The sequence below is a fragment of the Bacillus sp. GM2 genome, assembly GCF_056155945.1.
Genome location: NZ_JBRKSZ010000007.1, coordinates 1,940,107 through 1,964,173, shown reverse-complemented (window position 1 = coordinate 1,964,173; position 24,067 = coordinate 1,940,107). Strand labels below are relative to the sequence as shown.

The following is a 24,067-nucleotide window of genomic DNA, read 5'->3' as shown; positions in this document are numbered from 1 at the left end:
CGGCTGCTCATTTTTTAACAGGGGCGTAAGATTTGGCATAAAGAATGATATAGATGAGAAGGGTGCCGATTGTTAGGAGCGGACCGATCTCTGCTAAAGTGTTCCACATCTCCAGAAAGAAAGGTTCCGTCTTCCCGGCCGTCAGAAAGGAGAAGACCGGCTCCGTCGGAGAATAGAACGATGTGTAAAGAGGCTTCCAAAGAATAAGAACAAAGATCGCTGCATAAATTCCCTGGAGGATGCGAGCGATAAAAAACGGCTTAAAGCGGATATCCGTTTCAGCAAGAATGCCTGCAACCTGCGCTTGGACGCAGAAGCCGCTGAAACCCAAAATAAAGCTGACGATCACCGCTTGCTGGAGAAGCGCCGCATCCGTTGCGCTGACCAGTTTGCTGCCGAGCGTAATCTCAAACAATCCCGATAATAAAGGCTTATCAAAATCACCGGGCAATTGAAGAGCCGTCAAAATCATTCTTGTCGCGTGCGAAAGAATGTCGGTGATGTGCATCACAGAAAGAATGTTATTAAAAACCGAAAAAAGAATGATGAAGCCGCCCACCATTAGCAGCGTTTGAACGGAGGAGATGACAGCATCGCTCAAAAGTTTGCCGAGCGGCCGCTTTTCTTCAAGTCTTGCCTGATGGAGCGCTTTTAAGGCTTCTTTAATTGAAGGCACAGGAAGCTTCTTTCGCACGGCGGTGCGGTTTTCTTCTTTTCTTCCGTAAGTGCGCATCGTCAGTCCAACTGCGAAATTGCCCAAATAATGGGCCGCCGCAAGCACAACGCCAAGAGAAGGATTATGGAAAAAGCCGACCGCAACGGCTCCGAAAATAAACAGCGGGTTAGATGAGTTGGTGAATGAAGCGAGCCGCTCTGCTTCGACCCGGGAAATCTGCCGTTCCTGTCTCAGCCTTGAAGTCAGTTTTGCGCCGGCCGGGTTTCCCGATGCCATTCCCATTGCGAGCACGAACCCTCCGACGCCGGGTACGCGGAACACCGGTCTCATGAAAGGCTCGAGCAACAGCCCGACAAACCTGACGACACCAAACCCGATCAAGAGCTCTGATAAAATAAAAAAAGGCAAAAGGGAAGGGAATACGACCTCCCACCACATGGCAAGTCCACTTTTAGAAGCGTCAAATGATTCTTGCGGGTGGGTAATGACGGCAGCTGTAAATGAAAGCAGCAAAACGGCAATCATGAGTGTCTTTACCTTTGACATGTCCATTTCTAACCCCCTTTGCGGCTGTGAATACACATTGGAAACAGGATCATGATAAAATAAACGAAAAGCTTGCCCGATTTGTGCGGTAGCCTTCTCCGTGAAACTTCTTTATCATTATACGAAGGCTGGTCCTTATTTTAGACCACCAGATTGCAAATCGGCGATGAAACAAATGAACCGGAAGCTCTTTAAACGCGCGGAAACCCTTCTCCTTGATGAGCATCAAAAGAAGGCATTTCATACATCTGTGAATTCATGCAGGCTGAAAATTCGAAGCCGGATCAAGATGTGAGCCGGTGAAAATAAAGATGGAGGGTTACATTTTCATGCTGAAAAAAAGAATTATACGCATCGCACTATTGCTCGTTATCATCGTGGCCGCGCTGTCATTTGTGAAGCTGCCATATTACATCACCGAACCTGGCGAAGCGACCGAGCTGAACCCTTTAATTAAAGTCGATAACGGCTATCCTGAAAAAGGGAGCTTTTCTTTAATGACAGTTAAAGTCGGCCCTGCAAATCCGCTTACATATATATGGGCAAAAATGCGCCCTTACCACGAAATTCTTCCGGAAGAAAATTTTAAACAAGAAGGCGAATCTGATCAGGAATATATGAAGCGCCAGCTGCAAATGATGAGAGATTCCCAGGAAAATGCGATGATCGCCGCTTATAAGCGGGCCGGAAAAGAAGTCAGCTACACGTTTAACGGCGTATATGCCATGTCGGTCGTCAGCGGCATGCCTGCAGAAGGGAAAATACAAGTCGGGGACAAAATTAAAAAAGCGGACGGAAAATCGTTCCGGTCAGCGGAGAGCTTCGTCCGCTACATCGAGTCAAAAAAAGCCGGGGACCGCGTGAAAATCGTAGTTGAACGGGATAAAGAAGAAAAAACATATGAGATGAAGCTGAAAACATTCAAAGAAGATCCAAAGAGAGCCGGGCTCGGCGTCTCCCTCATCACAGACCGCAATGTCAAGGTGAAGCCGGAGGTCGATATGGATATTGAAAACATCGGCGGCCCTTCGGCAGGGCTGATGATGTCAATGGAGATCTATAACCAGCTGACAAAAGAAGACGAGACGAAAGGACACCATATTGCTGGAACCGGAACGATCGACGACGAAGGCAAAGTCGGTCCGATCGGCGGCATCAGCCAGAAAGTCGTTGCGGCAGACAAGGCGGGAGCCGACATCTTTTTTGCCCCGAACGAAGGCGGAAAAAAAGGATCAAACTATGAAGAAGCTGTAAAAACGGCAAAAGATATTAAAACCGATATGAAAATCGTCCCTGTCGACACGATGGATGATGCGATTCATTATTTGGAAGATAAAGTGAAAAACACCTGATGTCCATCAGGTGTTTTTATTTGCGCAAAAATATCCGGCTGTCTTCGTCATACCTGATCGGCGAAAGGGAATATTCCTGCTCTGTCAGCATCGTCCGCACCGGCTCTTTGAGCGGGGCGCTGTATACTTGGCCCGCTTTTATGTCGAGCTGAAGGGAAGGGTGGGAAAAAGATCCCGTCTTTGTAATAAGGGGTACGCTCAAGCTTTTTTTCTTTTCGGCTAAATAGGCCTGACCTTTTTTTGTCATGCCGAGAAGTCTGATGTATGCCGGATACGGTTCGTTTAACATGCGCTTGACGTCGGCTTTTTTCGTTTTTGTGAGGATGTGGGTGTTCATGCGCTGCAGCCTTGTCCACGTATAGCGCTTCGTTTTCAAAAGCTCCATGTATTCCTTAAATGAGCCTGCTTTTCGGATCGCTTTTTTGGCGCGGTGCTCAAGTCCCTCTTCCACTTCATAAATCCCTTTCAGCTCTTCTGTATCCATTGTATGGAGGCTGTATTTCAAAAAGGGGAAATAATCTTCGGGCGAGTGCCACATGCCGAAAGTCCGGGCGTATTCATTAAGCTCGTCGATCGATGGCTTTGGAAGGTAGAAGCGGCTGTCCGCGAGGCTCCCCGTTTCAAAAATCGACTTGCGTATGCTCGTAGCGCTTGCGATTCGGTCCGCTTCAGGGAATGTTGAATCGTGATAGCCTGAGGACCGGCGCTTGACGGTTTCGGGCTTCATGCTTAATTGCTTTTGCATGATGGCTTTCACATAATGGAATCCGAGAATGTTGTTCGGCTTTGAAAGGTCAACGATGTTACCGCCTTCTCTTGTTACAGACCGGAACGCTTTTGCCATCGCTTGCGGGTAGCTCAGCCCAAACGCTATCTGCTTTCTGGCTTCTTCGTTGAGCCTGTCTTCGTGCTCTATCGTGTGTGCGGCTGTATTGAGAAATGCCTCAATATCGCCGTGCTCGCTTCCGAAAAACAAAGAAGAACACCCTAATTCATTTAAAATCGAGACGGCGCCTTCAGCAAACGTTTCCGCTTTTTGGACGGCGAATATGTAAGGGAGTTCAACGACGACATCGGCAAAAGATGCGAGCGCCATCTTCGTACGCGCCCACTTTGATACGATGGCGGGTTCGCCGCGCTGCAAAAAGGAGCCGCTCATAACGGCAACCGCCACCTCGCTCCGCGTTTCTGATTTTGCTTCCTTTATATGATATAAATGTCCGTTATGAAAAGGATTGTATTCCACAACAAGGCCGACCGCTTTCATTTTTTCACCTCTCTTGCATCTCTTGAAATAGTTATGATACATTTACACATGGAATGTCCAGACGCCTCGCGAAAACAGCGTTTTTCCTAAGTGTATGAATTGTTGTTCACGATGTCAACGAATGAAAGGCGCAGGCGCATATCTGTAAAGAAAAAATATTGACAAAAAACATGATGAAAGCTATAATCATGTTTGTTGCTCACTTAGAGGTGATACAATGAAATGGACGATACATCAGCTGAATCAAATGCCGAAGAAGGACTTTGAATTTGATGAAACAGTTGATTTAAGCGAACTCTCTCAAAGCTCGGAAATCCGCAGCATTTCACCGGTGCGGGTGAAAGGGCGCGCGGAAATCCGCTCAAAGCAGGCTGCATTTGATTTTACCATTTCAGGCGAGATGATCTTGCCTTGCTCAAGAACGCTTGTTGATGTTCGTTATCCATTCAGTATTTCTACAAAAGAACTGTTTATATTTCATAAGACCGAGGAATTGGAAGATGAAGACGTCCATGTTGTTGAGGATGACCTTATCGACTTGACTCCGGTCGTGAAAGAAGAAATCCTTCTTGAGATCCCTATGCAAATCTTTTGTGAGTCTGTTCAAAAAGAAGAAGGTGCTCCGCAGGAGGGCAAGGATTGGCAGGTCATTACAGAAGATGACCGGAAAGACCGGATCGATCCGAGACTTGCCGGACTCGAGAAGCTCTTAAAACAAGATGATGAATCTTAACGCTCTTTAAGGAGGTGGGAATAATGGCTGTACCTTTTAGAAGAACTTCTAAAACGAAAAAAAGACTTCGTCGTACACACTTTAAATTGCAAGTGCCTGGTATGGTAGAATGCCCAAACTGCGGTGAGATGAAACTTTCACACCGCGTCTGCAAAGCATGTGGATCATACAAAGGAAAAGACGTAAAAAGCAACTAATCGTCAACAATGAAAACACAAGACTTCATGTCTTGTGTTTTTTTATACCCGTTTTCCCTTCATCCTTTTATTTCCTGTAAAGAAAATAGTCTATCTACTCTATCAGCCGCATATGTATGAGTTAAATTCATAAAGTCATGGAGGGGGATAACATTTGACGATTACAAGGCAGGATGCATGGACACAGGATGAAGATATATTGCTGGCTGAGGTTGTTTTAAGGCACATTCGGGAAGGCGGCACACAGCTTTCGGCCTTTGAAGAAGTGGGCAAGGCTTTAAGCAGAACGGCCGCTGCCTGCGGATTCCGCTGGAATTCCTTTGTCAGAAAGCAATACCAATCAGGCATTGAACTGGCAAAAAAGCAGCGCAAAGAGCTGCGCAAAAAAATAGGCGTCCATTCCGCGAATCTTCCTGGATCTGTCAAAACGGTTTCCGGGAGCAATGCGGAAAATCTGACGCTCGATGATGTTATTCAATACCTTGAAAAGCTGAAAGAAGCCCCGGTTCAAAAAGACTTTATAGATGAGAAGAAAAAGCTCGCTGAAGAAATCAATGAGCTGAAACAAGAAGTTGAAAAGCTGCGAAGCGAAAATCAATCGCTGAAAAAACGGCTTGAATTGACGGAAGAGGATTATAAAGCCTTGATTGAAATCATGGAGAGAGCCCGAAAAATGGTCGTTCTTCAAGAAGGCGAACGAAACAAAAAGGTGAAGCTCCAGCCGGAGTCGAATGAAAATCTCGAGACGCTTGAAAAATGAAAACCGGCCATCCGCTTTCGGCCGGCTTTTTTCATTTAGGCTGATTCAGAACTTTGATTTGGTTCGCTCGCAGGATACCAAACGAGCGGATTTTCCCCTTTATCCCGGGCCATATCATATTTAACCGGTGTAAAGCCCATCTTGCTCCAAAAATCGGATGATTTGACGCGCGGGCTTGTGCGAATCGGGAGTCCGAATGATTTGGCGAACTCCACCAGCATCGTACCGTAGCCGTTGCGCTGATACCCCGGCAAAACTTCAAGCTTCCAGAGCTCGAGGTAATCTTGGCCTTCTTCAAAGTATTGGTTGGTTTTTCCATCCGCTTTATACAGGCTCATTCTTGCAACGAGCCGATCCCCGTAATAGATGCCGTAAAAAGGTGAATTGCTGTCGTTTTCAATCATGTTGCTTTCAAGGTCCTCCAGCATGGAAAGCTCTTGAATCCCGTACTCCCTGAACTTTTTAAATTCTTCAAGCGTTTTGTAGTTGATCAGCAAACGTTCGACTTTGACCATTATGTTACCCCCTTGTTTGTGGTCTACTTCTATTGTAAACGCTTTTTTCAAAAAATCCAAATGATAAAAATTTTCTAATATAATGAAGCGAAATGGTTCTGAATATTTGAAACAACTTACAAGTCAACGGCGAAAATTTCTGCTATGATATACAGTATATGAAAAAATCAGGGTGTGAGAATGTGAGAATCGGAGTCATCGGAGGAGGCTCGGTCGGCCTCCTTTTTGCATACTATTTTTCGTTCGGCCACGAAGTGACTGTGATTGCGCGGAGAAAGGAACAGGCGGAAGCGATTGAAGAAAAGGGAATCCGCCTTCTTGAAGACGGGAAAGAGATGACCGTGAACGCCAGGGGCGTGACTGAACTTGATCCGGACTGCGACCTTCTTTTTGTTGCCGTAAAGGAGCATCAGCTCGGAGCCGTTCTGTCTGAGCTGGAGCAGGCGGCTCCTCTTGACATCATGTTCCTGCAAAATGGAATGGCGCATATTCCCGTGCTTGAAAAATGGCAGACGGGCCACCGCATCTATACGGGATCTGTGGAACACGGAGCTGTCAGGGTGGATGACCGTACATTCCGGCACACGGGAAAAGGGGCCGTAAAATGGAGCGCGTTCCGAAGCCAATCCGCCGCCCGGCTGAAAAAAGAGCTCGCTTCGGTGCATGAAGCGTTCCCTTTTATTTGGTGCGAAGACTGGTATAAGCCCCTCGCCGAAAAATTGATTGTCAATGCGTGCATCAATCCGCTGACGGCTCTTTTGCGGGTGAAAAACGGCGCGCTGCTTGAGGAGCCGATGTATGGGGCCTATATGAAGTTCGTCTTTGAAGAAGCGAGCCGGATTTTGGAACTTGAAGATCGCCAGGCAGCGTGGGACCATGTTCTTTCCGTCTGCCGCCGGACGAAAAGCAACACGTCCTCAATGCTTGCCGATGTGCTGGCAGAAAGAAAAACGGAAGCGGATGCGATCATCGGCTATCTGCTGAAGCGGGCAAAAGAGTCAGGAGAGCCCGCCCCGCACCTTACCTTTTTATATCGCAGCATCAAGGCGCTTGAAAACGAATGAAGCTAAATCTTTTGACCGAATCGCATAACGTGCTATACTCGTTTCGGATAGCTAACTATTTACTGGAGAAAGGAAGTTCTAGAGATGCAGCTTACTGAACTTTCCATACAAAGTCAAAACCCTTTTGTACGAGACTATATAAATGGAAAAAAGGAGATAGAGCCGTTTTTTGATTACGGCCTAAGCAATGAAAGTTGGAGTGTCCGTTTGGATGACCTTTCCTCCCGGACGTATGACCGCGATGCGTTAGCAGACTATTTGCTCGACTATCACCGCAAATTTCAATCGGCAACCATGAATGAAACAATCGAACGCCTTCGCGATCCGAAAAGCGTCGTCGTTGTCGGAGGGCAGCAGGCCGGCCTTTTAACGGGTCCTCTTTACACTATACATAAAATCGTATCGATCCTTTTATTAGCAAAGCAAAAAGAACAAGAGCTGAACGTTCCGGTCATTCCGGTATTCTGGGTTGCGGGGGAAGACCATGATCTGGAAGAAATCAATCACGTCTACATTTCTGACGGCGGCAAGGTGAAAAAGCACAAGCTCCCGCAGTCCCACTGGAAAAAAAGCCAGGCGGCAAAAACGGCGCTCGATGCCGAGAAAGCTGAAAAGTGGCTGGACGGGATTTTTGCTTCATTTGAAGAAACGGAGTATACGAATGATCTTCTCGGCCATTTGCGCCGATGTTTAAGGCAGTCTCTTTCTTTTACCGATTTTTTCGAATTTCTTGTTGCTGACATGTTTGAACAAGACGGCTTGATCCTTTTGAATTCCGGAGACCCGGGCATCAGAAACCTTGAAGCGCGCTTTTTCCGGCAGCTGCTGGACAAAAACGATGAGCTGACCGACTCTGTCAAACGGCAGCAGGAATTGATGAAACAACTGGGTTACACACCGATTATCGAAGGGGCCGCACAACATGCGAACATTTTTTATGAGCGCGACGGCGAGCGGTTTTTAATTGAAAAAGAAAACGGCGCGTTTTTTATAAAAGAGCTTCATCTTCAGTGGTCTGAAGCAGAGCTTTGCGATTTGATCTGCCAGAACCCGGAAGCGTTCAGCAATAATGTCGTAACCCGGCCGCTCATGCAGGAATATCTTCTACCGACATTGGCGTTCATCGCCGGTCCCGGAGAGATCAATTATTGGGGCGAGCTGAAAGGCGCTTTTCAGGTCATGGGCTATAAAATGCCGCCTGTCGTACCGAGGCTTCAGGTTACATTCCTTGAACGGCACATCGAAAAAAAGCTGGACGAACGGGGAATCGAACTCCGCGAATCGATTGAAAAGGGAGCGCGGGCCAAAAAAGAGCAGTATTTTCAAGATAAGGTTCCGAACGGATTTACCGATTCGGTCAAACAGGCGAAAGAAAAAATCGAAAACATTCATTCCGCAGTGCGCGCCGAAGCCCTCGAAATCGACGGCAGCCTCGGCCCCCTTTTAGAAAAAAACGCGGGCTTCATTCAAGATCAGCTCCAATTTTTGGAGAAAACAGTCATCAGAAGGATTGAAGAAAAAGAAAACTATATTTTGCGTGATTTTGACAAAATTCAAACAAGCATCAAACCTTTAGACGCTCCCCAGGAGAGAATTTGGAACATCGTGTATTATTTGAACAAATACGGTCCGGATTTCTTGGAAAAATACAAGGATTTGCCATATTCATTTCAAAACATGCATCAAGTTGTCAAACTTTGAAATAATTTTTTAAAAAACCCTGAGTAGTTCAGGGTTTTTTTTTGTTCTAAAACAGTGTAAAATAAATTTGTGGAGAGAAGTGGTGGATAGTGGTGAGTTGAGGAACGAAAGTGGGGACCGAGATCATGTTTATGGGTGAATACCAGCATACGATTGATTCAAAAGGCCGCATGATCGTTCCGGCGAAATTCAGAGAAGGCCTCGGCGAGCAGTTCGTTCTGACGCGCGGGCTTGATCAGTGCCTGTTTGGCTACCCGATGTCCGAATGGAAACTCATCGAAGAAAAACTGAAGGCCCTTCCTCTTACGAAGAAAGATGCACGCGCTTTTACCCGCTTTTTTTTCTCCGGAGCCACCGAATGCGAATTGGACAAGCAGGGCCGGATCAACATTGCATCACCGCTGTTAAATTATGCAAAGCTTGAGAAGGAATGCGTGGTCATCGGAGTTTCAAATCGAATTGAATTGTGGAGCAAAGAGATTTGGGAACAATACGTAGAAGAGCAGGAAGATTCATTTGCCGAAATAGCTGAAAACATGATCGGATTTGATATATAATGAATCTTTGCGCATGCGGCGCTTCTGCAATCAGTTCATTTGAAAAAGGTGGGACAAGTAAAGAAATGTTTGAGCATACAACAGTATTATTAAAAGAAACAGTTGATGGTTTAAATGTAAAAGAAGACGGTACATATGTAGACTGCACATTAGGCGGTGCCGGTCACAGCGAGTATTTGCTTTCACAGCTGTCTGAAAAAGGCAAATTGGTCGCTTTTGACCAGGATGAAACCGCACTCCGCCATGCGAAGGAAAAACTGGCGGATTATGAAGGACAAGTCGTTTTCATAAAAAGCAATTTTCGGTATTTAAAAGACCGTCTAAACGAAATCGGCATCACGAAAGTGGACGGTGTTTTATTTGATTTAGGCGTCTCATCTCCTCAGCTGGATACACCCGAAAGGGGCTTCAGCTATCATCATGATGCACCTCTTGATATGCGAATGGACCAGTCGGCGGGCCTTTCGGCAAAGGAAGTCGTCAATGAATGGCCTTATGAGGATCTCGTGAAAATCTTCTTTAAATACGGAGAAGAGAAGTTCAGCAAGCAAATTGCCAGGAAAATCGAAAAAGCAAGAGAACAATCGCCTATTGAAACAACAGGCCAGCTTGTCGATATCATCAAAGAGGCGATTCCCGCACCGGCAAGAAGAAGCGGCGGGCATCCGGCTAAACGGATCTTCCAGGCGATTCGAATTGCGGTAAACGATGAATTGAGGGTATTTGAAGAAGCGCTTTTGCAGGCGATTGAGGTGCTGAAGCCGGGCGGAAGAGTATCGGTCATCACATTCCACTCGCTGGAAGACCGGATCTGCAAATCGACATTTAAAGAGATGTCATCGCCTCCTGAACTGCCTCACGGACTGCCCGTGATCCCCAAGGAGTTTGAACCGAAATTAAAGTTAGTCAACAGAAAGCCGATCACAGCTTCCGAAGAGGAGCTTGAACACAATAACCGTGCGCGCTCAGCGAAGCTGCGCATCGCGGAAAAAGCACGAGAGTGAGCTGTACGAATTAAAAGGAGGTCATCAGTCTATGAGCAATTTGGCTTATAAAGTAGAAAAACAGCAACGACAGACAAACAGTGCAGAACAATCCGTTATCATCCGGAGAAGAGCATCGATAACGCTTGGGGAAAAGGTACTGATTGTGCTTTTTGCCCTGGCTGTACTCAGCGCTTCACTATTTATGATTTCAAAGGCTTTCGCCGCGTATCAGACCAATATTGAAATTCAAAAGCTCGAAAAGAAGGTTGAAACGGAAAGCAGCAGAGTTGATGACCTCGAAAAAGAAGCCGATATGCTGAAAGAGCCGGATCGTATCATGGACATCGCCCGGAAAAAAGGCCTTAAATTAGGTGATAAAAAAGTGAAAGACATACAGGAATGATGCACAATGCCGAAAAAAAATAAATTCATGAACAGAGGAGCGGCAATACTCAGTATTTGTTTTGCCCTCTTTTTCTTTGTTATCGTAGGACGATTTGCGTTTATTCAAGCGACGGGAAAAGTGAACGGCGAAGTGCTTGCACAGAAGGCGAACGAACAGTATGAGAAAAAGCGGACGATCGAAGCCCACCGGGGATCGATCCTTGACCGGAACGGAAAAGTGCTTGCCGAAGACACTTCGACATATAAGCTCGTTGCGATTATGAGCAAAAAGATGGAACCTCAATACGTGAAAGACAAGCAGCTGACGGCTGAAAAGCTTGCGCCGATTCTCGGCATGGATGAGGGGAAAGTGCTCGATATTCTCAATAAAAAAGGAGCGTTTCAGGTTGAATTCGGATCGGCGGGTCGGGATTTGACATACGCCCAAAAAGAAAAAATCGAAAAGCTGAAGCTGCCGGGCATCGTGTTCACACGCGATACGAAGCGCTACTATCCAAACGGAATCTTCGCTTCCAATCTCATCGGCTATTCACAGATCAATGCAAAAACAGGTGAAATGCAAGGCATGATGGGCCTTGAAAAAACGCTGAACGATTATTTGAAAGAAACGGACGGATACATGACGTACGATACCGACAGAACGGGCTGGCGCCTGCCGAACAGCAACGAAAGTATTAAAGCGCCAAACAACGGAGACAACGTGTATTTGACGATCGATCAAAAAATCCAGGCGTTTTTGGAAGACAGCATGACGACCGTCCAAAAAGAATACAAGCCGAAGAAGATCATGGCGGCGGTTGTTGATCCGAAAACGGGCAAAGTGCTCGCGATGGGGCAAAGGCCGAGCTTCAACCCGAACGTGCGCGATGTCACGAACTATTACAACGACCTTGTCTCCTACAGCTTTGAGCCGGGCTCGACGATGAAGATTTTCACATTGGCGGCGGCCATCCAAGAAGGCGTATATAATGGAGGAGAACAATACAAGTCTGGATCATATTCGGTTTCTAAAAAAGATAAGCCGATCAAAGACCATAACGGTGGAAACGGCTGGGGCCCGATCACTTTTAATGAAGGTGTTGAACGCTCCTCAAACGTCGCGTTTGCGATCCTTGCCAACGATAAACTCGGCACGGACCGGTTCAATCAATATTTGCGGAAATTCCATTTTTACGACAAAACGGGGATTGACCTGCCTGGGGAAGCGAACAGCAAAATCAACTTTGAATATTTGCGGGATAAAGTGTCGACGGCTTTTGGACAGAGCTCTGCTGTCACGCCAATCCAGCAGCTTCAGGCCGCGACGGCGATCGCCAATAACGGAAAAATGATGAAGCCTTATGTGATCGATCATGTCGTTGATTCTGACAAAAACAAAACGATTTATCAAAATAAACCGGAACAAGTCGGCCAGCCGATCTCTGCCAAAACGGCAAAAGAAGTGCGCGAGCTGTTGGGAAAAGTCGTCACATCTGAAAAAGGAACGGGGCAGCCGTACAAGATCGAAGGATTTGATGTCGCCGGAAAAACCGGTACGGCGCAAATTGCCGGAGAAGACGGCAGATATTTGACCGGCCGCGAAAACTACGTGTTCTCCTTCATGGGCATGGCCCCGAAGGACGATCCGCAGCTTCTCGTTTATGTGGCCGTGCAGCAGCCGCAATTAAAAGCTACGGAAACAGGCTCTGCTCCGGTGTCAAAAATTTTCAATCCGGTGATGAAAAACAGTCTTCACTACTTAAATATCACACCGAAAGAGACTGAAAAAGAAGAAAAGCAGGAAGAAAAACAGCTGAAAATGCCTGATTTCTCCGGCAAACGAGCCGAATCCGCCGCAAAAGAGGCGCAAGGCAGCAGCCTTGTTCCCGTTACGATCGGCGATGGCTTGGCTGTGAAAGAACAGTACCCGAAAGCGGGCGAAGCCGTCCTGCCGAACCAACGGGTCTTCCTGAAAACCGACGGGAAAATCACACTCCCAGATATGACAGGCTGGTCAAAACGGGACGCCCTCCGCTTCGGCGCCATGGCAGGCATTCATATCGAAACGAGCGGCCAGGGCTATGTGAAGAGTCAAAATGTAAAAGCAGGCAAAGAATTAAAAGCAAATTCAGTCGTGAAAGTCAGATTGAAAAACGAATAGATCCCGTCAAAGGCTATCGGCTCAAAGTCGATAGCCTTCCGTTTGGACGCGGCCGCCTTGAATAGATGAAAAATCGGGCCGTTCTATCAAAACGCTCCGAGGCATAAAATGAAACAAGCCTAAATAAGGAGTGAACGGTCTCTTGCGCGTTTCCAATGTAACGGTCAGAAAACGTTTAATATTCGTTCTGCTTTTTGGTGTGATCATCTTTTTGATTATTGATACAAGGCTCGGATACGTTCAGTTCGTTCTCGGGGATAAACTGACGACTTTAGCAAAAGATTCTTGGAGCCGGAACCTTCCTTTTGAGCCGGAAAGGGGCGAAATATTGGACAGGAACGGCGTCAAGCTGGCAACAAACCAAAGCGCGCCATCGGTTTTGGTTGTTCCGAAGCAAGTTGAAAATCCGATCAAAACGAGCAGACTGCTGGCCAGCGTTTTGAATATGTCGGAAGAAAAAGCGTATAAACATGTCACGAAAAAAACGTCGATTGAAAGGATCAATCCCGAGGGCCGGAAGATTTCCCACGAGAAAGCAAAAGAAGTCAGAGATCTCAATTTGAAAGGCGTATACATCGCAGAAGACTCGATCCGCCATTATCCGTTCGGCAGCTATCTGTCCCATGTGCTCGGATTTGCGGGCATTGACAACCAGGGTCTGCTCGGCCTTGAAGCCTTTTATGACAAAGAGCTGAAGGGCGAAAAGGGCTATGTGAAATTTTATTCCGATGCAAAAGGCAAGAGAATGCCTGGGGAGGCGGATGACTATACCCCGCCGAAAGACGGGCTTGATATGAAGCTGACGATCGATTCAAAGGTGCAGACGATCATGGAGCGGGAATTTGATATCGCAGAAGCGAAGTATAATCCGGACGGTATGGTCGGTGTTGCGATGAATCCGAAAAACGGGGAGATATTGGCGATGGTCAGCCGGCCGGACTTTGATCCCGCAAACTACCAATCAATCGATCCCAAAGTCTATAACCGGAACCTGCCTGTATGGAGCACATATGAGCCGGGTTCTACTTTTAAAATCATCACGCTTGCCGCAGCTTTGGAGGAAAACAAAGTCAACCTCCAAAAAGATCAATTCTATGATAAAGGTTCCGTTGAAGTGGACGGCGCGAGGCTGAAATGCTGGAAGCGCGGCGGACACGGCGCACAATCGTTTCTTGAAGTCGTCCAAAATTCGTGCAACCCGGGATTTGTTGAGCTTGGTCAGCGGCTCGGCAAAGAAAAACTGTTCACCTACATTAAAAGTTTCGGCTTCGGACAAAAAACCGGGATCGATCTGCAAGGCGAAGGAACAGGCATCCTATTCCCTCTTGACCGCGTCGGCCCCGTAGAGCAGGCGACAACAGCTTTCGGGCAGGGGGTATCGGTGACACCGATCCAGCAGGTCACGGCCGTTTCTGCGGCTGTTAACGGCGGAACGCTGTATACGCCGTATATTGCCAAAGAGTGGATTGATCCCGTGACAAAACAAACAGTGAAAAAACAGACGCCGATCGCCAAAAGAAAAGTGATTTCTGAAGAGACATCCAAACAGATCCGCTACGCGCTGGAGAGCGTTGTCGCCCAGGGGACGGGGCGGAACGCTTTTGTCGACGGCTACCGGGTCGGCGGCAAAACCGGTACGGCGCAAAAAGTAAAGGACGGAAAATATTTAAAAAACAACCACATCGTCTCATTTATCGGAACGGCTCCTTCAGATGATCCGAGCATTGTCGTCTACGTCGCCGTCGACAACCCGAAAGGAACGATTCAATTCGGGGGTACGGTTGCAGCGCCGATCGTCGGAAACATCATGAGAGACAGTCTTCCGCAGCTCGGCGTTAAGAAGCGGAAAGATCAGATCGAACGCGAATATCAATGGCTGGACAAAAAGCTGATCGAGGTCCCGAACCTTATAGGGCTTTCCGTGACAGAGCTTGAACCATTGCTGATCAACCTCAGGCTGAAGGCTTCCGGAGAAGGCGATGTCGTCGTTCAGCAGTCCCCTAAGCCGGGCGAAAAAGTAAAAGAAGGATCGACGATTCGCATTTATCTTGACAGCGATGACGGAGCCTCTGATTAATTCGTTTCAATATAGGAGCGGCTGCCTGCTGATGTCCGGGGCCGTTCCTCCTAAAAAATATATCGATTTTAAAGGATTAGCTGGATGTATCCTCTTTTTTACGCTAAAATATGAACTGTATGTCTGCACGAAGCTCGTGCGGCGAATCAATATGACAACGAATGAAGAATGATGAGACTTGAGAGGTTTGATACGATGAAATTGACAAAGCTTCTTACATATTTAAAAAATGCACCTTCCTATGCCGGCCAAGAAGACCCTGATATAACTTCAATTGAGATGGACTCCAGGGAAGTCAAGACAGGGAGTCTTTTTGTTTGTATAAAAGGCTATACAGTCGACGGGCATGACTACGCCCGCCAAGCCGCTGAAAAAGGGGCCGCCGCCATTGTGGCGGAAAGGGAAGTGGACGCCGATGTGCCGGTGATTATCATCCGTCATACGAAGAGAGCGCTTGCCGTGCTGTCGGACGCTTTTTACGGCCAGCCGACAAAGCAGCTGAGGCTGATCGGAATTACAGGCACGAACGGCAAGACATCGACTTCTCACATGGTGGAGGAGATCTTTAGAAAAGCCGGGAGCCGTACAGGACTGATCGGCACGATGTACACGAAAATCCACGACGAAACGTTCGAGGCGAAAAATACGACGCCGGAAAGCGTCACACTTCAAAAAACGTTTAGAAAAATGGTTGATCAGGGTGTGGATACAGCCGTCATGGAAGTATCTTCACACGCTCTCCACATGGGCCGGGTCCACGGGTGTGATTACGATATCGCCGCATTTACAAACCTGACCCAGGACCACCTCGACTACCACGAGACAATGGAAGAATATAAACATGCGAAAAGTCTGCTTTTCTCTCAGCTCGGCGGATCCTTTAACCACGAAACACCGAAGTGGGCCGTGCTGAATGCGGATGACCCTGCTTCAGCCTATTTCGCCCAAGTGACGTCAGCACATCTTTTGACATACGGAATTCAAAACGATGCCGATGTCATGGCTGAAAATATCAAAATGGCTCCGAAAGGGACAACCTTTGACCTGGTGACGCCAAAAGGTTCTGCACAAGTGACGATTCCGCTTGTCGGCCTGTTTAACGTCTACAATGTTTTAACGGCTGCCGCGATCGCGATTGCAGCGGATATCCCGTTTGCCACGATTACAGAAGGAATTGAAGGGCTGAAAGGGGTCAGAGGAAGATTTGAGCTTGTGGACGCAGGCCAGGACTTCCCGGTGATCGTCGATTATGCCCATACCCCTGACAGCCTCGAAAATGTCTTGAATACGTGCAGAGGCTTAACGGAAGGAAAGCTGTTTGTCGTCGTCGGCTGCGGTGGAGACCGCGATAAGACGAAGCGTCCGAAAATGGCGAAGATCGCCGTTGACCTTGCTGATGAACCCGTCTTTACAGCCGATAACCCGAGAAGCGAAAACCCGCTCGCCATTTTAAACGATATGGAGGAAGGCGTAAAAGGAGCTTACTATCACAGCATCGTCAACCGCGAGCAAGCGATCTTTTTTGCAATTGCAAACGCCAAAAAAGGCGATGTCGTCCTGATTGCAGGCAAAGGCCATGAAACTTACCAGCAGATCGGCGGTCAAACCTTTGATTTTGATGACGCTGAGGTGGCCAAAAGAGCCATTCTTGAGCTGAAATAATCGAAAAAGAACTACAGGAAAGAGTTGTTGAAATGATGGATGAAATAAATCAACATATGAAAAAAAACAGTGAATATGATAAATGCGTATGCTGCTTCTTATATCATGCGGAAAGGAGAGAAGAACGATGCTCGAACAAGTAATTTTATTTACCATTATCATGGGCTTTTTAATCAGCGTTCTTTTATCTCCGATTTTCATTCCGTTTTTAAGAAGGCTGAAATTCGGGCAGAGCATCCGTGAGGAAGGTCCGAAATCCCATCAGAAAAAATCGGGAACGCCGACGATGGGCGGCGTCATGATCATATTGTCGATTATCGCGACGACCATTGTTATGACGATGAAATTTTCCGAAGTCAGCATGAACATGATCCTCCTCTTGTTTGTTACGGTTGGATACGGTCTGCTCGGCTTTCTGGATGATTATATTAAAGTCGTGATGAAGCGCAACCTTGGACTCACATCCAAACAAAAACTGATCGGTCAGATCGTGATTGCTCTCGTATTCTATGCCGTCTACCACTTCCAAGGAATGCCGACTGACATCCGCATTCCGGGAACAGAGCTGTCGTTTGACTTCGGCTGGATTTATCCAGTGCTCGTCATCTTTATGCTTGTCGGCGGTTCAAATGCCGTCAACCTGACTGACGGGCTTGACGGTCTGTTGTCGGGTACAGCTGCCATCGCGTTCGGTGCGTTTGCGATTTTGGCGTGGAACCAGTCGCAATACGATGTCGCAATTTTCGCGGTTGCCGTTGTCGGAGCGGTGTTAGGATTTCTTGTGTTTAACGCGCACCCCGCGAAAGTCTTTATGGGAGATACAGGGTCGCTTGCCCTCGGCGGCGCGATTGTGACGATCGCGATTTTAACGAAACTGGAAATCCTGCTTGTTATCATCGGCGGTGTATTCGTCATTGAAACGCTGTCCGTCATTTTGCAGGTCATTTCATTTAAAACGACCGGCAAACGAATTTTCAAAATGAGCCCTCTTCACCATCACTACGAGCTTGTCGGATGGTCTGAGTGGAGAGTTGTCGTCACTTTTTGGACAGCGGGGCTTCTGCTTGCCGTCTTAGGAATTTACATCGAGGTGTGGTTATAAGTGGATACTCAAGATTTATTGCAAAATCAAAATGTGCTCGTACTGGGGCTGGCGAAAAGCGGATATGCTGCCGCTTCGATCCTTCATGAGAAAGGCGTAAAGGTTGTCGTGAATGACCAGCTGCCTTTTGAGGAAAATGAACCTGCGCGGATTCTCGCGGAAAAAGGGGTGGAAGTCGTCTGCGGCTCTCATCCGACGGAACTGTTTGATCTTCATTCGATCGACATTCTGATTAAAAATCCGGGCATCCGCTATGAAAACGTGATGGTCGAAGAAGCGCTGAAGCGGGGTATCCCGGTCTGGACGGAGGTTGAACTCGCCTATCATCTGACAGATGCTCCGTTCATCGGCATTACCGGTTCAAACGGAAAGACGACAACGACAACGCTTGTTTATGAAATGCTGAAGGCCGATTCGAAAAAAGCGCTCGTTGCTGGGAATATCGGTACGGCGGCAAGCGAAGTGGCCAATCAGGCCAGCGGAGACGAATGGATCGTGACAGAGCTGTCGAGTTTTCAGCTCATGGGGACTTATCAATTCAGACCGAAGATTGGATTATTATTAAACGTATTTGATGCCCATCTCGATTATCACCATTCGCGCCAAAATTATGAGCTTGCCAAACAGCAGGTCTATCGAAATCAATCGGAAACAGACGTTGCCGTTGTCAATTTGGACGATGAGACAGTCGTCCGGCTCGCGGAGTGTTCAAAAGCGGAGAAGGTGTATTTTTCGGTCCGCCGGACACTTGAGCGCGGAGCGTGCGTGAAAGACGGCGCAATCATGTTTAACGGCGAACCGGTCATGCCGCTGGAAGACGTCGTTTTGCCGGGAGAGCACAATTTGGAGAACATTTTGGCCGCCCTTTGCATCGTTAAAACAGCAGGCGTTTCCGACGCGGCCGTCCGTAAGGTGCTGACGAGCTTTACAGGTGTTAAGCACAGGATGCAATACGTCGCGACGATCAAAAACAGACTGTTTTACAATGACAGCAAAGCGACAAACATTCTTGCGACGAAAAAAGCGCTGTCCGCCTTTCAAAAGCCGGTCATTTTGCTGGCAGGGGGGCTTGACCGCGGAAATGAATTTGATGAACTAAAGCCGCATATGTCTTTTGTAAAAGCGGTGATCACTTTCGGCGAGACCGCGCCGAAGTTTGAGAAGCTGGCCGAAGAAATGGGAATACAACAGGTTAAACGTGTCGATAATGTTGAACAAGCAGCAACTGCGGCGTTCAGCCTGTCAGACGAAGGAGATGTCATTCTTCTGTCCCCGGCCTGCGCAAGCTGGGATCAGTACAAAACATTTGAAGAACGTGGTGACATGTTTGTAAACGCCGTGCATATGCTTAAATAAGGGCTTGTCTCGTAAAGATAGCCCTAAGAATTAGAGCTTGGGGTGTTCGGCTTTGCAAACAAAAAAAACGTCACCGGATTTTTTGCTGGTTATCATTACGCTATTGCTTTTAACAATCGGACTGATTATGGTATACAGCGCCAGTGCAGTATGGGCGACTTACAAATACGACGACTCCTTTTTCTTTGCGAAACGGCAGCTTTTGTTTGCCGGCATCGGGGTCATCGCCATGTTTTTCATCATGAACGTCGACTACTGGACGTGGAGGACTTATGCGAAAATACTGATCATTGTATGTTTCTTTCTGCTCATCATTGTCCTGGTTCCCGGGATCGGCATGGAACGGAACGGGTCGAGGAGCTGGATCGGAGTCGGCGCTTTCAGCATTCAGCCGTCCGAGTTTATGAAACTCGCGATGATCGCATTTTTGGCCAAGTTTTTATCTGAAAAGCAAAAGAATATTACGTCGTTTAGAAAAGGCTTTGTGCCGGCGCTGGGCATTGTCTTTTCAGCTTTTCTGATCATCATGATGCAGCCTGACCTCGGAACAGGAACCGTGATGGTCGGCACATGCATCATTATGATCTTTGTCGCGGGGGCGAGAATTTCGCACTTCGTTTTTCTCGGCCTGATCGGACTGAGCGGTTTTGTCGGCCTTGTGCTGTCGGCGCCGTACCGGATCAAAAGGATCACTTCATACTTGAACCCTTGGGAGGACCCTTTAGGAAGCGGCTTTCAAATCATTCAGTCTCTTTATGCGGTGGGGCCCGGCGGGCTGTTCGGCCTCGGCCTCGGCCAGAGCAGGCAAAAGTTTTTCTATCTGCCTGAGCCGCAGACAGATTTTATTTTTGCGATTTTATCAGAGGAGCTCGGCTTTATCGGCGGATCGCTGATTCTTTTGCTCTTCAGCGTTCTATTATGGAGAGGCATCAGAATCGCGCTCGGTGCGCCCGATTTATACGGCAGTTTTGTCGCCGTCGGCGTCATTTCGATGATAGCGATTCAGGTTATGATCAATATCGGAGTCGTGACTGGCTTGATTCCTGTTACAGGCATTACGCTTCCGTTTTTAAGCTATGGCGGTTCATCACTGACCTTGATGCTCATGGCGGTCGGCGTGCTGCTGAATGTCAGCAGGTATTCTAGATACTAGATTTTGGCGATAACCCTGTTGCGAGATAGCAGGGTTATCGGCGTGTACATAAGGATTAAGGGGGAGAACAGATGCGGATTGTTGTTAGCGGAGGCGGAACGGGCGGCCATATTTACCCCGCCCTTGCGTTTATTAAGGAAGTGAAACGGCATCACGAAGATGTTGAGTTTTTATATATCGGAACCGAAAAAGGCCTGGAGAAAAATATCGTCGAGCGGGAAGGGATCCCTTTCAAAGCGATTGAAATTACGGGTTTTAAAAGAAAACTTTCATTTGAAAACGTCAAAACCGTCATGCGCTTTTTAAAGGGTGTAAAAGAATGCAAAGAAGAATTAAAACGGTTCAAGCCGGATGCCGTGATCGGCACGGGCGGCTACGTGTGCGGCCCCGTCGTATACGCCGCTTCAAAACTGGGGATTCCGACGATTATCCACGAACAAAACAGCCTTCCCGGACTCACCAATAAGTTTTTATCCAAATATGTTGATAAGGTAGCGATTTGTTTTGATGAAGCGAAAACACATTTTCCTGCAGAAAAAGTTGTTTTTACAGGAAACCCGAGGGCGTCTGAAGTCGTCTCTATAAAAGGGGGCCGTTCCCTGACCGCTTTGGGTCTTGCAGAGGGCAAAAAAACGGTCCTTATTTTCGGAGGCAGCCGCGGTGCCGCTCCGATCAATGAAGCGGTCATTGCGATGCAAAACGAATTAAAAAAGCGGGATTACCAGGTTCTTTATGTCACAGGGGAAGTTCACTATGATAAAGTCACAGCTGCGCTTGAAAAAGAAGGCGCCGCTCTGAATATGGTCGTCCAGCCGTTTCTCCATCAAATGCCCGAGTACTTAAAAGCGTTCGATGTCGTCGTGGGCCGCGCAGGGGCAACGACAATAGCGGAAATCACCGCGCTCGGCATTCCAAGCGTTCTGATTCCGAGTCCGTATGTTACGGCCAACCACCAGGAAGTAAACGCACGCTCACTCGGGGAGCAGAACGCCGCTGTCGTTTTAAAAGAATCAGAGCTTAATGGAGACCGCTTAATTCAGGCGATCGATCATATTTTACAAGACGAAAAGACGTTGGAAGAGATGAAGATCCGCGCGAAATCGCTTGGCGTGCCGGACGCTGCGGAACGCTTGTACAATGTGCTGAAAGAATTGAAACATCATGCAAAATGATAAGACAGAAGGATTGTGGAGGTTTTCGATGGATAAGGTGATACAAGAATTAAAAGAACTTGAAGTCGGCAAAGTTCTGGAAAACGAGCCGCTCAGCAACCATACAACGATTAAAATCGGAGGACCGGCTGACGTGCTGGTGATTCCGAAAGACATTCAAGCTGTCAAAGATACGATGAAGGTTGTCAAGAAGCACGGCGTCAAGTGGACGGCCATCGGCAGAGGCTCGAATCTTCTCGTTCTCGATGAAGGGATAAGAGGCGTCGTCATCAAGCTCGGCCAGGGACTCGACCATATGGAAATCGACGGCGAGCAAGTAACAGTCGGCGGCGGCTACTCTGTCGTAAGGCTTGCGACAGGCATCAGCAAAAAAGGGCTTTCCGGCCTTGAATTTGCCGCAGGCATTCCTGGTTCGGTCGGCGGAGCGGTTTACATGAATGCCGGCGCCCACGGCTCAGATATCAGCAAAGTATTGGTGAAAGCATTGATCCTTTTTGAAGACGGAACGATCGAATGGCTGACGAATGAAGAGATGGCGTTCAGCTACCGCACATCCATCCTTCAAAACAAGCGGCCGGGCATTTGTCTTGAAGCCGTTCTCCAATTGGAGCAAAAAGAACGCGATCAGATCGTCGCGCAGATGCAGAAAAACAAAGACTACCGAAAAGAAACGCAGCCTGTGTCCAACCCTTGCGCAGGCAGCATCTTCAGAAACCCGCTGCCTGAACATGCGGGCCGGCTAGTTGAAGAGGCTGGTTTGAAAGGCCATCAGATCGGCGGGGCAAAGGTTTCGGAGATGCACGGCAATTTCATTGTCAACGCAGGCGGCGCAACAGCGAAAGACGTCCTTGATTTGATTGCATTCATTCAGAAAACGATTAAGGAAAAATACGATATCGACATGCACACTGAGGTCGAAATTATCGGAGAAAAACGGTAAACGGCCTCTCTACTTCAGATCGCCTTATGATATAATGTATGAAACAAACAAGCAAACGGCATCCTAGTATGTCGTTTGTTTCGCTAAACGGAAGCTTTTTAGCTTGCCCCCGTGCTTTCATATGTCGAAAAGCGCGTCTTTTTTCGAACAAAAATAAGCAAATAAAAGTCTTTTTGTCTGCTTTATTAACCTGAGGTGAGCCTACGTGAAACCCGGTATTGATAAAGAAAAAGTAGTGAATATAGAAGAACGTATTCCCAAAATTAAAGAACAGCGAAAGCAAAAGGCAAACCGCCGGCTGATCACCTTTATTCTGCTCTTTTTCACGATGATGCTGATCATCATTTACCTGCAGACGCCGATCAGCAAAGTCTCGAAGGTAGAGATCAAAGGAAACAAAAACGTTTCAAAGGAACAGATCATTTCCCTTTCTTCAATCCATAAAGGACAGACGGAATTTTGGAGTCTGAGCAAGCAAAAAGCCGCAGAAAAGATCGAGCAGAATAAACTGATCAAAAAAGCCGAAATTTCTAAACAACTGCCCAACAAAATCGCCATCTCCATCGAAGAGTATAAAAGCATTGCGTTTTTGCAAAAACATAATGTGTACTACTCCGTGCTTGAAAACGGCACGGTGCTTCCTGAAGAGGTGACGCCGACTGACATCGGACCAACCCTTAATAACTGGGAGGAAGACGAAAAGCTCGTTCAAATGGCAAAACAGCTGAACAAGCTTTCCGATTCCGTGAAAAAATCGATTTCCGAGATCAACTATACGCCTCAAAAATCAAACCCTTGGCTGATCAAACTGTATATGAACGACGGCTATATCGTGACAGCTTCGCTGAAAACGTTCGGACAGAAAATGAACAGCTATCCGGCGATCGTAAAAGAGCTGCCGAAAGGGGAAAAAGGCATTATCCATATGGAAGTCGCGACTTATTTTGAACCTCTGAAAAAAACGGATGAAAGCAAAAAGGGAGACGGAAATTGAAGAGGCACACAGTCAATCTTTCACTCGCCATGCTTGTCCTCGGCTTCCTGCTGTCTTTCTCCTATCAATTCGCCAGGGAAAACAAAGACCATGAAGAAACTGCTGAAAATTGGAAAGAGGAATATTCCCTGCGCGACCGGCTGATTTCCCAAGAAAAGCAAAATAAGAAGCTGGAACAGGAGCTTTACAAAAAACAGCAGGAAGTACAGAAAACAGAGACGGCTTTGAAAAAGGAAAAAAAAGAGTATTACAATATTGTTGAAGATGTTGAAAGGTACAGAATGTTCGTCGGGGAAATCGGCGTTCAGGGCGAAGGAATCAAGGTGACACTGAAAGACGCTTCGTACATCCCAGAGGGTGAGAATGTCAACAACTATATCGTCCATGAAAGCCACATTTTCCGCCTGCTCAATGAGCTGTGGATTTCCGGGGCGGCCGCGGTGTCGATCAACGGACAGCGCGTGACACATCATTCCTACATATCGTGCAACGGCCCTGTCATCACGGTTGACGGCAACCAGTATCCGGCGCCGTTTGTTATTTCGGCCATCGGGGATGCGGATGTGCTGATGCCGGCGCTGAACATTGCAGGAGGGCTTGTGGACCAGCTGAGCCGCGATCATATTTCAGTCAGCATCGAAAAACAAGATAATATCGAGATGGAGCCCCTTTTGAAGCAAGGGGAATGAACGTTGAAAAGTTGGTGGGCGGA

The 24,067-nt window shown here is 47.5% G+C and carries 22 protein-coding genes; 19 read left to right on the top strand and 3 right to left on the bottom strand.

The annotated features are described in order from the left end of the window. Positions 1 to 7 precede the first annotated feature (7 nt). Positions 8 to 1,228 (bottom strand): sporulation integral membrane protein YlbJ, encoded by a 1,221-nt coding sequence (gene ylbJ / locus ACVC9U_RS10920; RefSeq protein WP_003181511.1) that lies wholly within the window; start codon positions 1,226 to 1,228, stop codon positions 8 to 10. A 323-nt stretch (positions 1,229 to 1,551) separates the two neighbouring features. Between ylbJ and ACVC9U_RS10915 the strand changes: the two genes are divergently transcribed. After that, positions 1,552 to 2,574, top strand: coding sequence for a SepM family pheromone-processing serine protease (locus ACVC9U_RS10915; RefSeq protein ID WP_009328558.1), 1,023 nt, complete (start codon positions 1,552 to 1,554; stop codon positions 2,572 to 2,574). A 16-nt stretch (positions 2,575 to 2,590) separates the two neighbouring features. On the opposite strand, the gene ACVC9U_RS10910 is transcribed toward ACVC9U_RS10915, so the two are convergent. Next, a complete protein-coding gene (locus ACVC9U_RS10910; RefSeq protein WP_441390842.1) occupies positions 2,591 to 3,841 on the bottom strand; it encodes a nucleotidyltransferase in 1,251 nt (416 codons plus the stop codon). Positions 3,842 to 4,058: 217 nt separating this feature from the next. Between ACVC9U_RS10910 and ACVC9U_RS10905 the strand changes: the two genes are divergently transcribed. From ACVC9U_RS10905 to gerR, 3 genes are all read left to right on the top strand, one after another. Then, the gene (locus ACVC9U_RS10905; protein ID WP_075752976.1) at positions 4,059 to 4,574 is read left to right on the top strand and encodes a YceD family protein; all 516 of its coding nucleotides are present in this window, start codon (positions 4,059 to 4,061) and stop codon (positions 4,572 to 4,574) included. A gap of 23 nt (positions 4,575 to 4,597) precedes the next feature. Then, the gene (gene rpmF / locus ACVC9U_RS10900) at positions 4,598 to 4,771 is read left to right on the top strand and encodes a 50S ribosomal protein L32 (protein ID WP_003181522.1); all 174 of its coding nucleotides are present in this window, start codon (positions 4,598 to 4,600) and stop codon (positions 4,769 to 4,771) included. 154 nt (positions 4,772 to 4,925) lie between these two features. Further along, a complete protein-coding gene (gerR, locus tag ACVC9U_RS10895) occupies positions 4,926 to 5,531 on the top strand; it encodes a sporulation-specific transcriptional regulator GerR (protein ID WP_075752974.1) in 606 nt (201 codons plus the stop codon). Positions 5,532 to 5,566: 35 nt separating this feature from the next. On the opposite strand, the gene ACVC9U_RS10890 is transcribed toward gerR, so the two are convergent. After that, positions 5,567 to 6,046, bottom strand: coding sequence for an N-acetyltransferase (locus ACVC9U_RS10890; RefSeq protein ID WP_075752972.1), 480 nt, complete (start codon positions 6,044 to 6,046; stop codon positions 5,567 to 5,569). Between the two features lie 182 nt (positions 6,047 to 6,228). Here ACVC9U_RS10890 and ACVC9U_RS10885 point away from each other — a divergent pair, with 182 nt between their 5' ends. From ACVC9U_RS10885 to ACVC9U_RS10815, 15 genes are all read left to right on the top strand, one after another. Further along, complete coding sequence (locus ACVC9U_RS10885) at positions 6,229 to 7,110, top strand: 2-dehydropantoate 2-reductase (RefSeq protein ID WP_441390839.1); 882 nt, start codon at positions 6,229 to 6,231, stop codon at positions 7,108 to 7,110. An 84-nt stretch (positions 7,111 to 7,194) separates the two neighbouring features. After that, positions 7,195 to 8,811, top strand: coding sequence for a bacillithiol biosynthesis cysteine-adding enzyme BshC (gene bshC, locus ACVC9U_RS10880; RefSeq protein ID WP_003181529.1), 1,617 nt, complete (start codon positions 7,195 to 7,197; stop codon positions 8,809 to 8,811). A gap of 125 nt (positions 8,812 to 8,936) precedes the next feature. Beyond that, positions 8,937 to 9,368 carry a division/cell wall cluster transcriptional repressor MraZ gene (gene mraZ / locus ACVC9U_RS10875; RefSeq protein ID WP_009328555.1) on the top strand — a complete coding sequence of 144 codons (432 nt, stop codon included), beginning with the start codon at positions 8,937 to 8,939 and terminating at the stop codon, positions 9,366 to 9,368. 65 nt (positions 9,369 to 9,433) lie between these two features. Beyond that, positions 9,434 to 10,372 carry a 16S rRNA (cytosine(1402)-N(4))-methyltransferase RsmH gene (rsmH, locus tag ACVC9U_RS10870; RefSeq protein ID WP_216928954.1) on the top strand — a complete coding sequence of 313 codons (939 nt, stop codon included), beginning with the start codon at positions 9,434 to 9,436 and terminating at the stop codon, positions 10,370 to 10,372. A 31-nt stretch (positions 10,373 to 10,403) separates the two neighbouring features. After that, positions 10,404 to 10,757, top strand: coding sequence for a cell division protein FtsL (gene ftsL, locus ACVC9U_RS10865; RefSeq protein WP_043927563.1), 354 nt, complete (start codon positions 10,404 to 10,406; stop codon positions 10,755 to 10,757). A 6-nt stretch (positions 10,758 to 10,763) separates the two neighbouring features. After that, positions 10,764 to 12,899, top strand: a complete 2,136-nt coding sequence (locus ACVC9U_RS10860) for a penicillin-binding protein (RefSeq protein WP_441390835.1) — start codon at positions 10,764 to 10,766, stop codon at positions 12,897 to 12,899. Between the two features lie 142 nt (positions 12,900 to 13,041). After that, positions 13,042 to 14,976 carry a stage V sporulation protein D gene (locus ACVC9U_RS10855; RefSeq protein ID WP_003181540.1) on the top strand — a complete coding sequence of 645 codons (1,935 nt, stop codon included), beginning with the start codon at positions 13,042 to 13,044 and terminating at the stop codon, positions 14,974 to 14,976. A 195-nt stretch (positions 14,977 to 15,171) separates the two neighbouring features. Continuing rightward, on the top strand, positions 15,172 to 16,638 hold the full coding sequence (locus ACVC9U_RS10850) for a UDP-N-acetylmuramoyl-L-alanyl-D-glutamate--2,6-diaminopimelate ligase (RefSeq protein WP_003181541.1): 1,467 nt from the start codon (positions 15,172 to 15,174) through the stop codon (positions 16,636 to 16,638). A gap of 127 nt (positions 16,639 to 16,765) precedes the next feature. Further along, positions 16,766 to 17,740: a phospho-N-acetylmuramoyl-pentapeptide-transferase gene (gene mraY / locus ACVC9U_RS10845; RefSeq protein WP_003181543.1), complete on the top strand. Its 975-nt coding sequence runs from the start codon at positions 16,766 to 16,768 to the stop codon at positions 17,738 to 17,740. Then, the gene (gene murD / locus ACVC9U_RS10840; protein WP_441390832.1) at positions 17,741 to 19,096 is read left to right on the top strand and encodes a UDP-N-acetylmuramoyl-L-alanine--D-glutamate ligase; all 1,356 of its coding nucleotides are present in this window, start codon (positions 17,741 to 17,743) and stop codon (positions 19,094 to 19,096) included. A 52-nt stretch (positions 19,097 to 19,148) separates the two neighbouring features. Beyond that, positions 19,149 to 20,249 (top strand): stage V sporulation protein E, encoded by a 1,101-nt coding sequence (gene spoVE / locus ACVC9U_RS10835; protein ID WP_003181546.1) that lies wholly within the window; start codon positions 19,149 to 19,151, stop codon positions 20,247 to 20,249. A gap of 71 nt (positions 20,250 to 20,320) precedes the next feature. After that, the gene (gene murG / locus ACVC9U_RS10830; protein WP_441390829.1) at positions 20,321 to 21,421 is read left to right on the top strand and encodes an undecaprenyldiphospho-muramoylpentapeptide beta-N-acetylglucosaminyltransferase; all 1,101 of its coding nucleotides are present in this window, start codon (positions 20,321 to 20,323) and stop codon (positions 21,419 to 21,421) included. Between the two features lie 28 nt (positions 21,422 to 21,449). Next, positions 21,450 to 22,361, top strand: coding sequence for a UDP-N-acetylmuramate dehydrogenase (gene murB, locus ACVC9U_RS10825; RefSeq protein ID WP_003181550.1), 912 nt, complete (start codon positions 21,450 to 21,452; stop codon positions 22,359 to 22,361). Between the two features lie 205 nt (positions 22,362 to 22,566). Beyond that, on the top strand, positions 22,567 to 23,355 hold the full coding sequence (locus ACVC9U_RS10820; RefSeq protein ID WP_003181552.1) for a cell division protein FtsQ/DivIB: 789 nt from the start codon (positions 22,567 to 22,569) through the stop codon (positions 23,353 to 23,355). Continuing rightward, positions 23,352 to 24,044, top strand: coding sequence for a DUF881 domain-containing protein (locus ACVC9U_RS10815; RefSeq protein WP_003181554.1), 693 nt, complete (start codon positions 23,352 to 23,354; stop codon positions 24,042 to 24,044). The genes ACVC9U_RS10820 and ACVC9U_RS10815 overlap by 4 nt, the downstream gene beginning before the upstream one ends. The last annotated feature ends 23 nt before the right edge of the window (positions 24,045 to 24,067 follow it).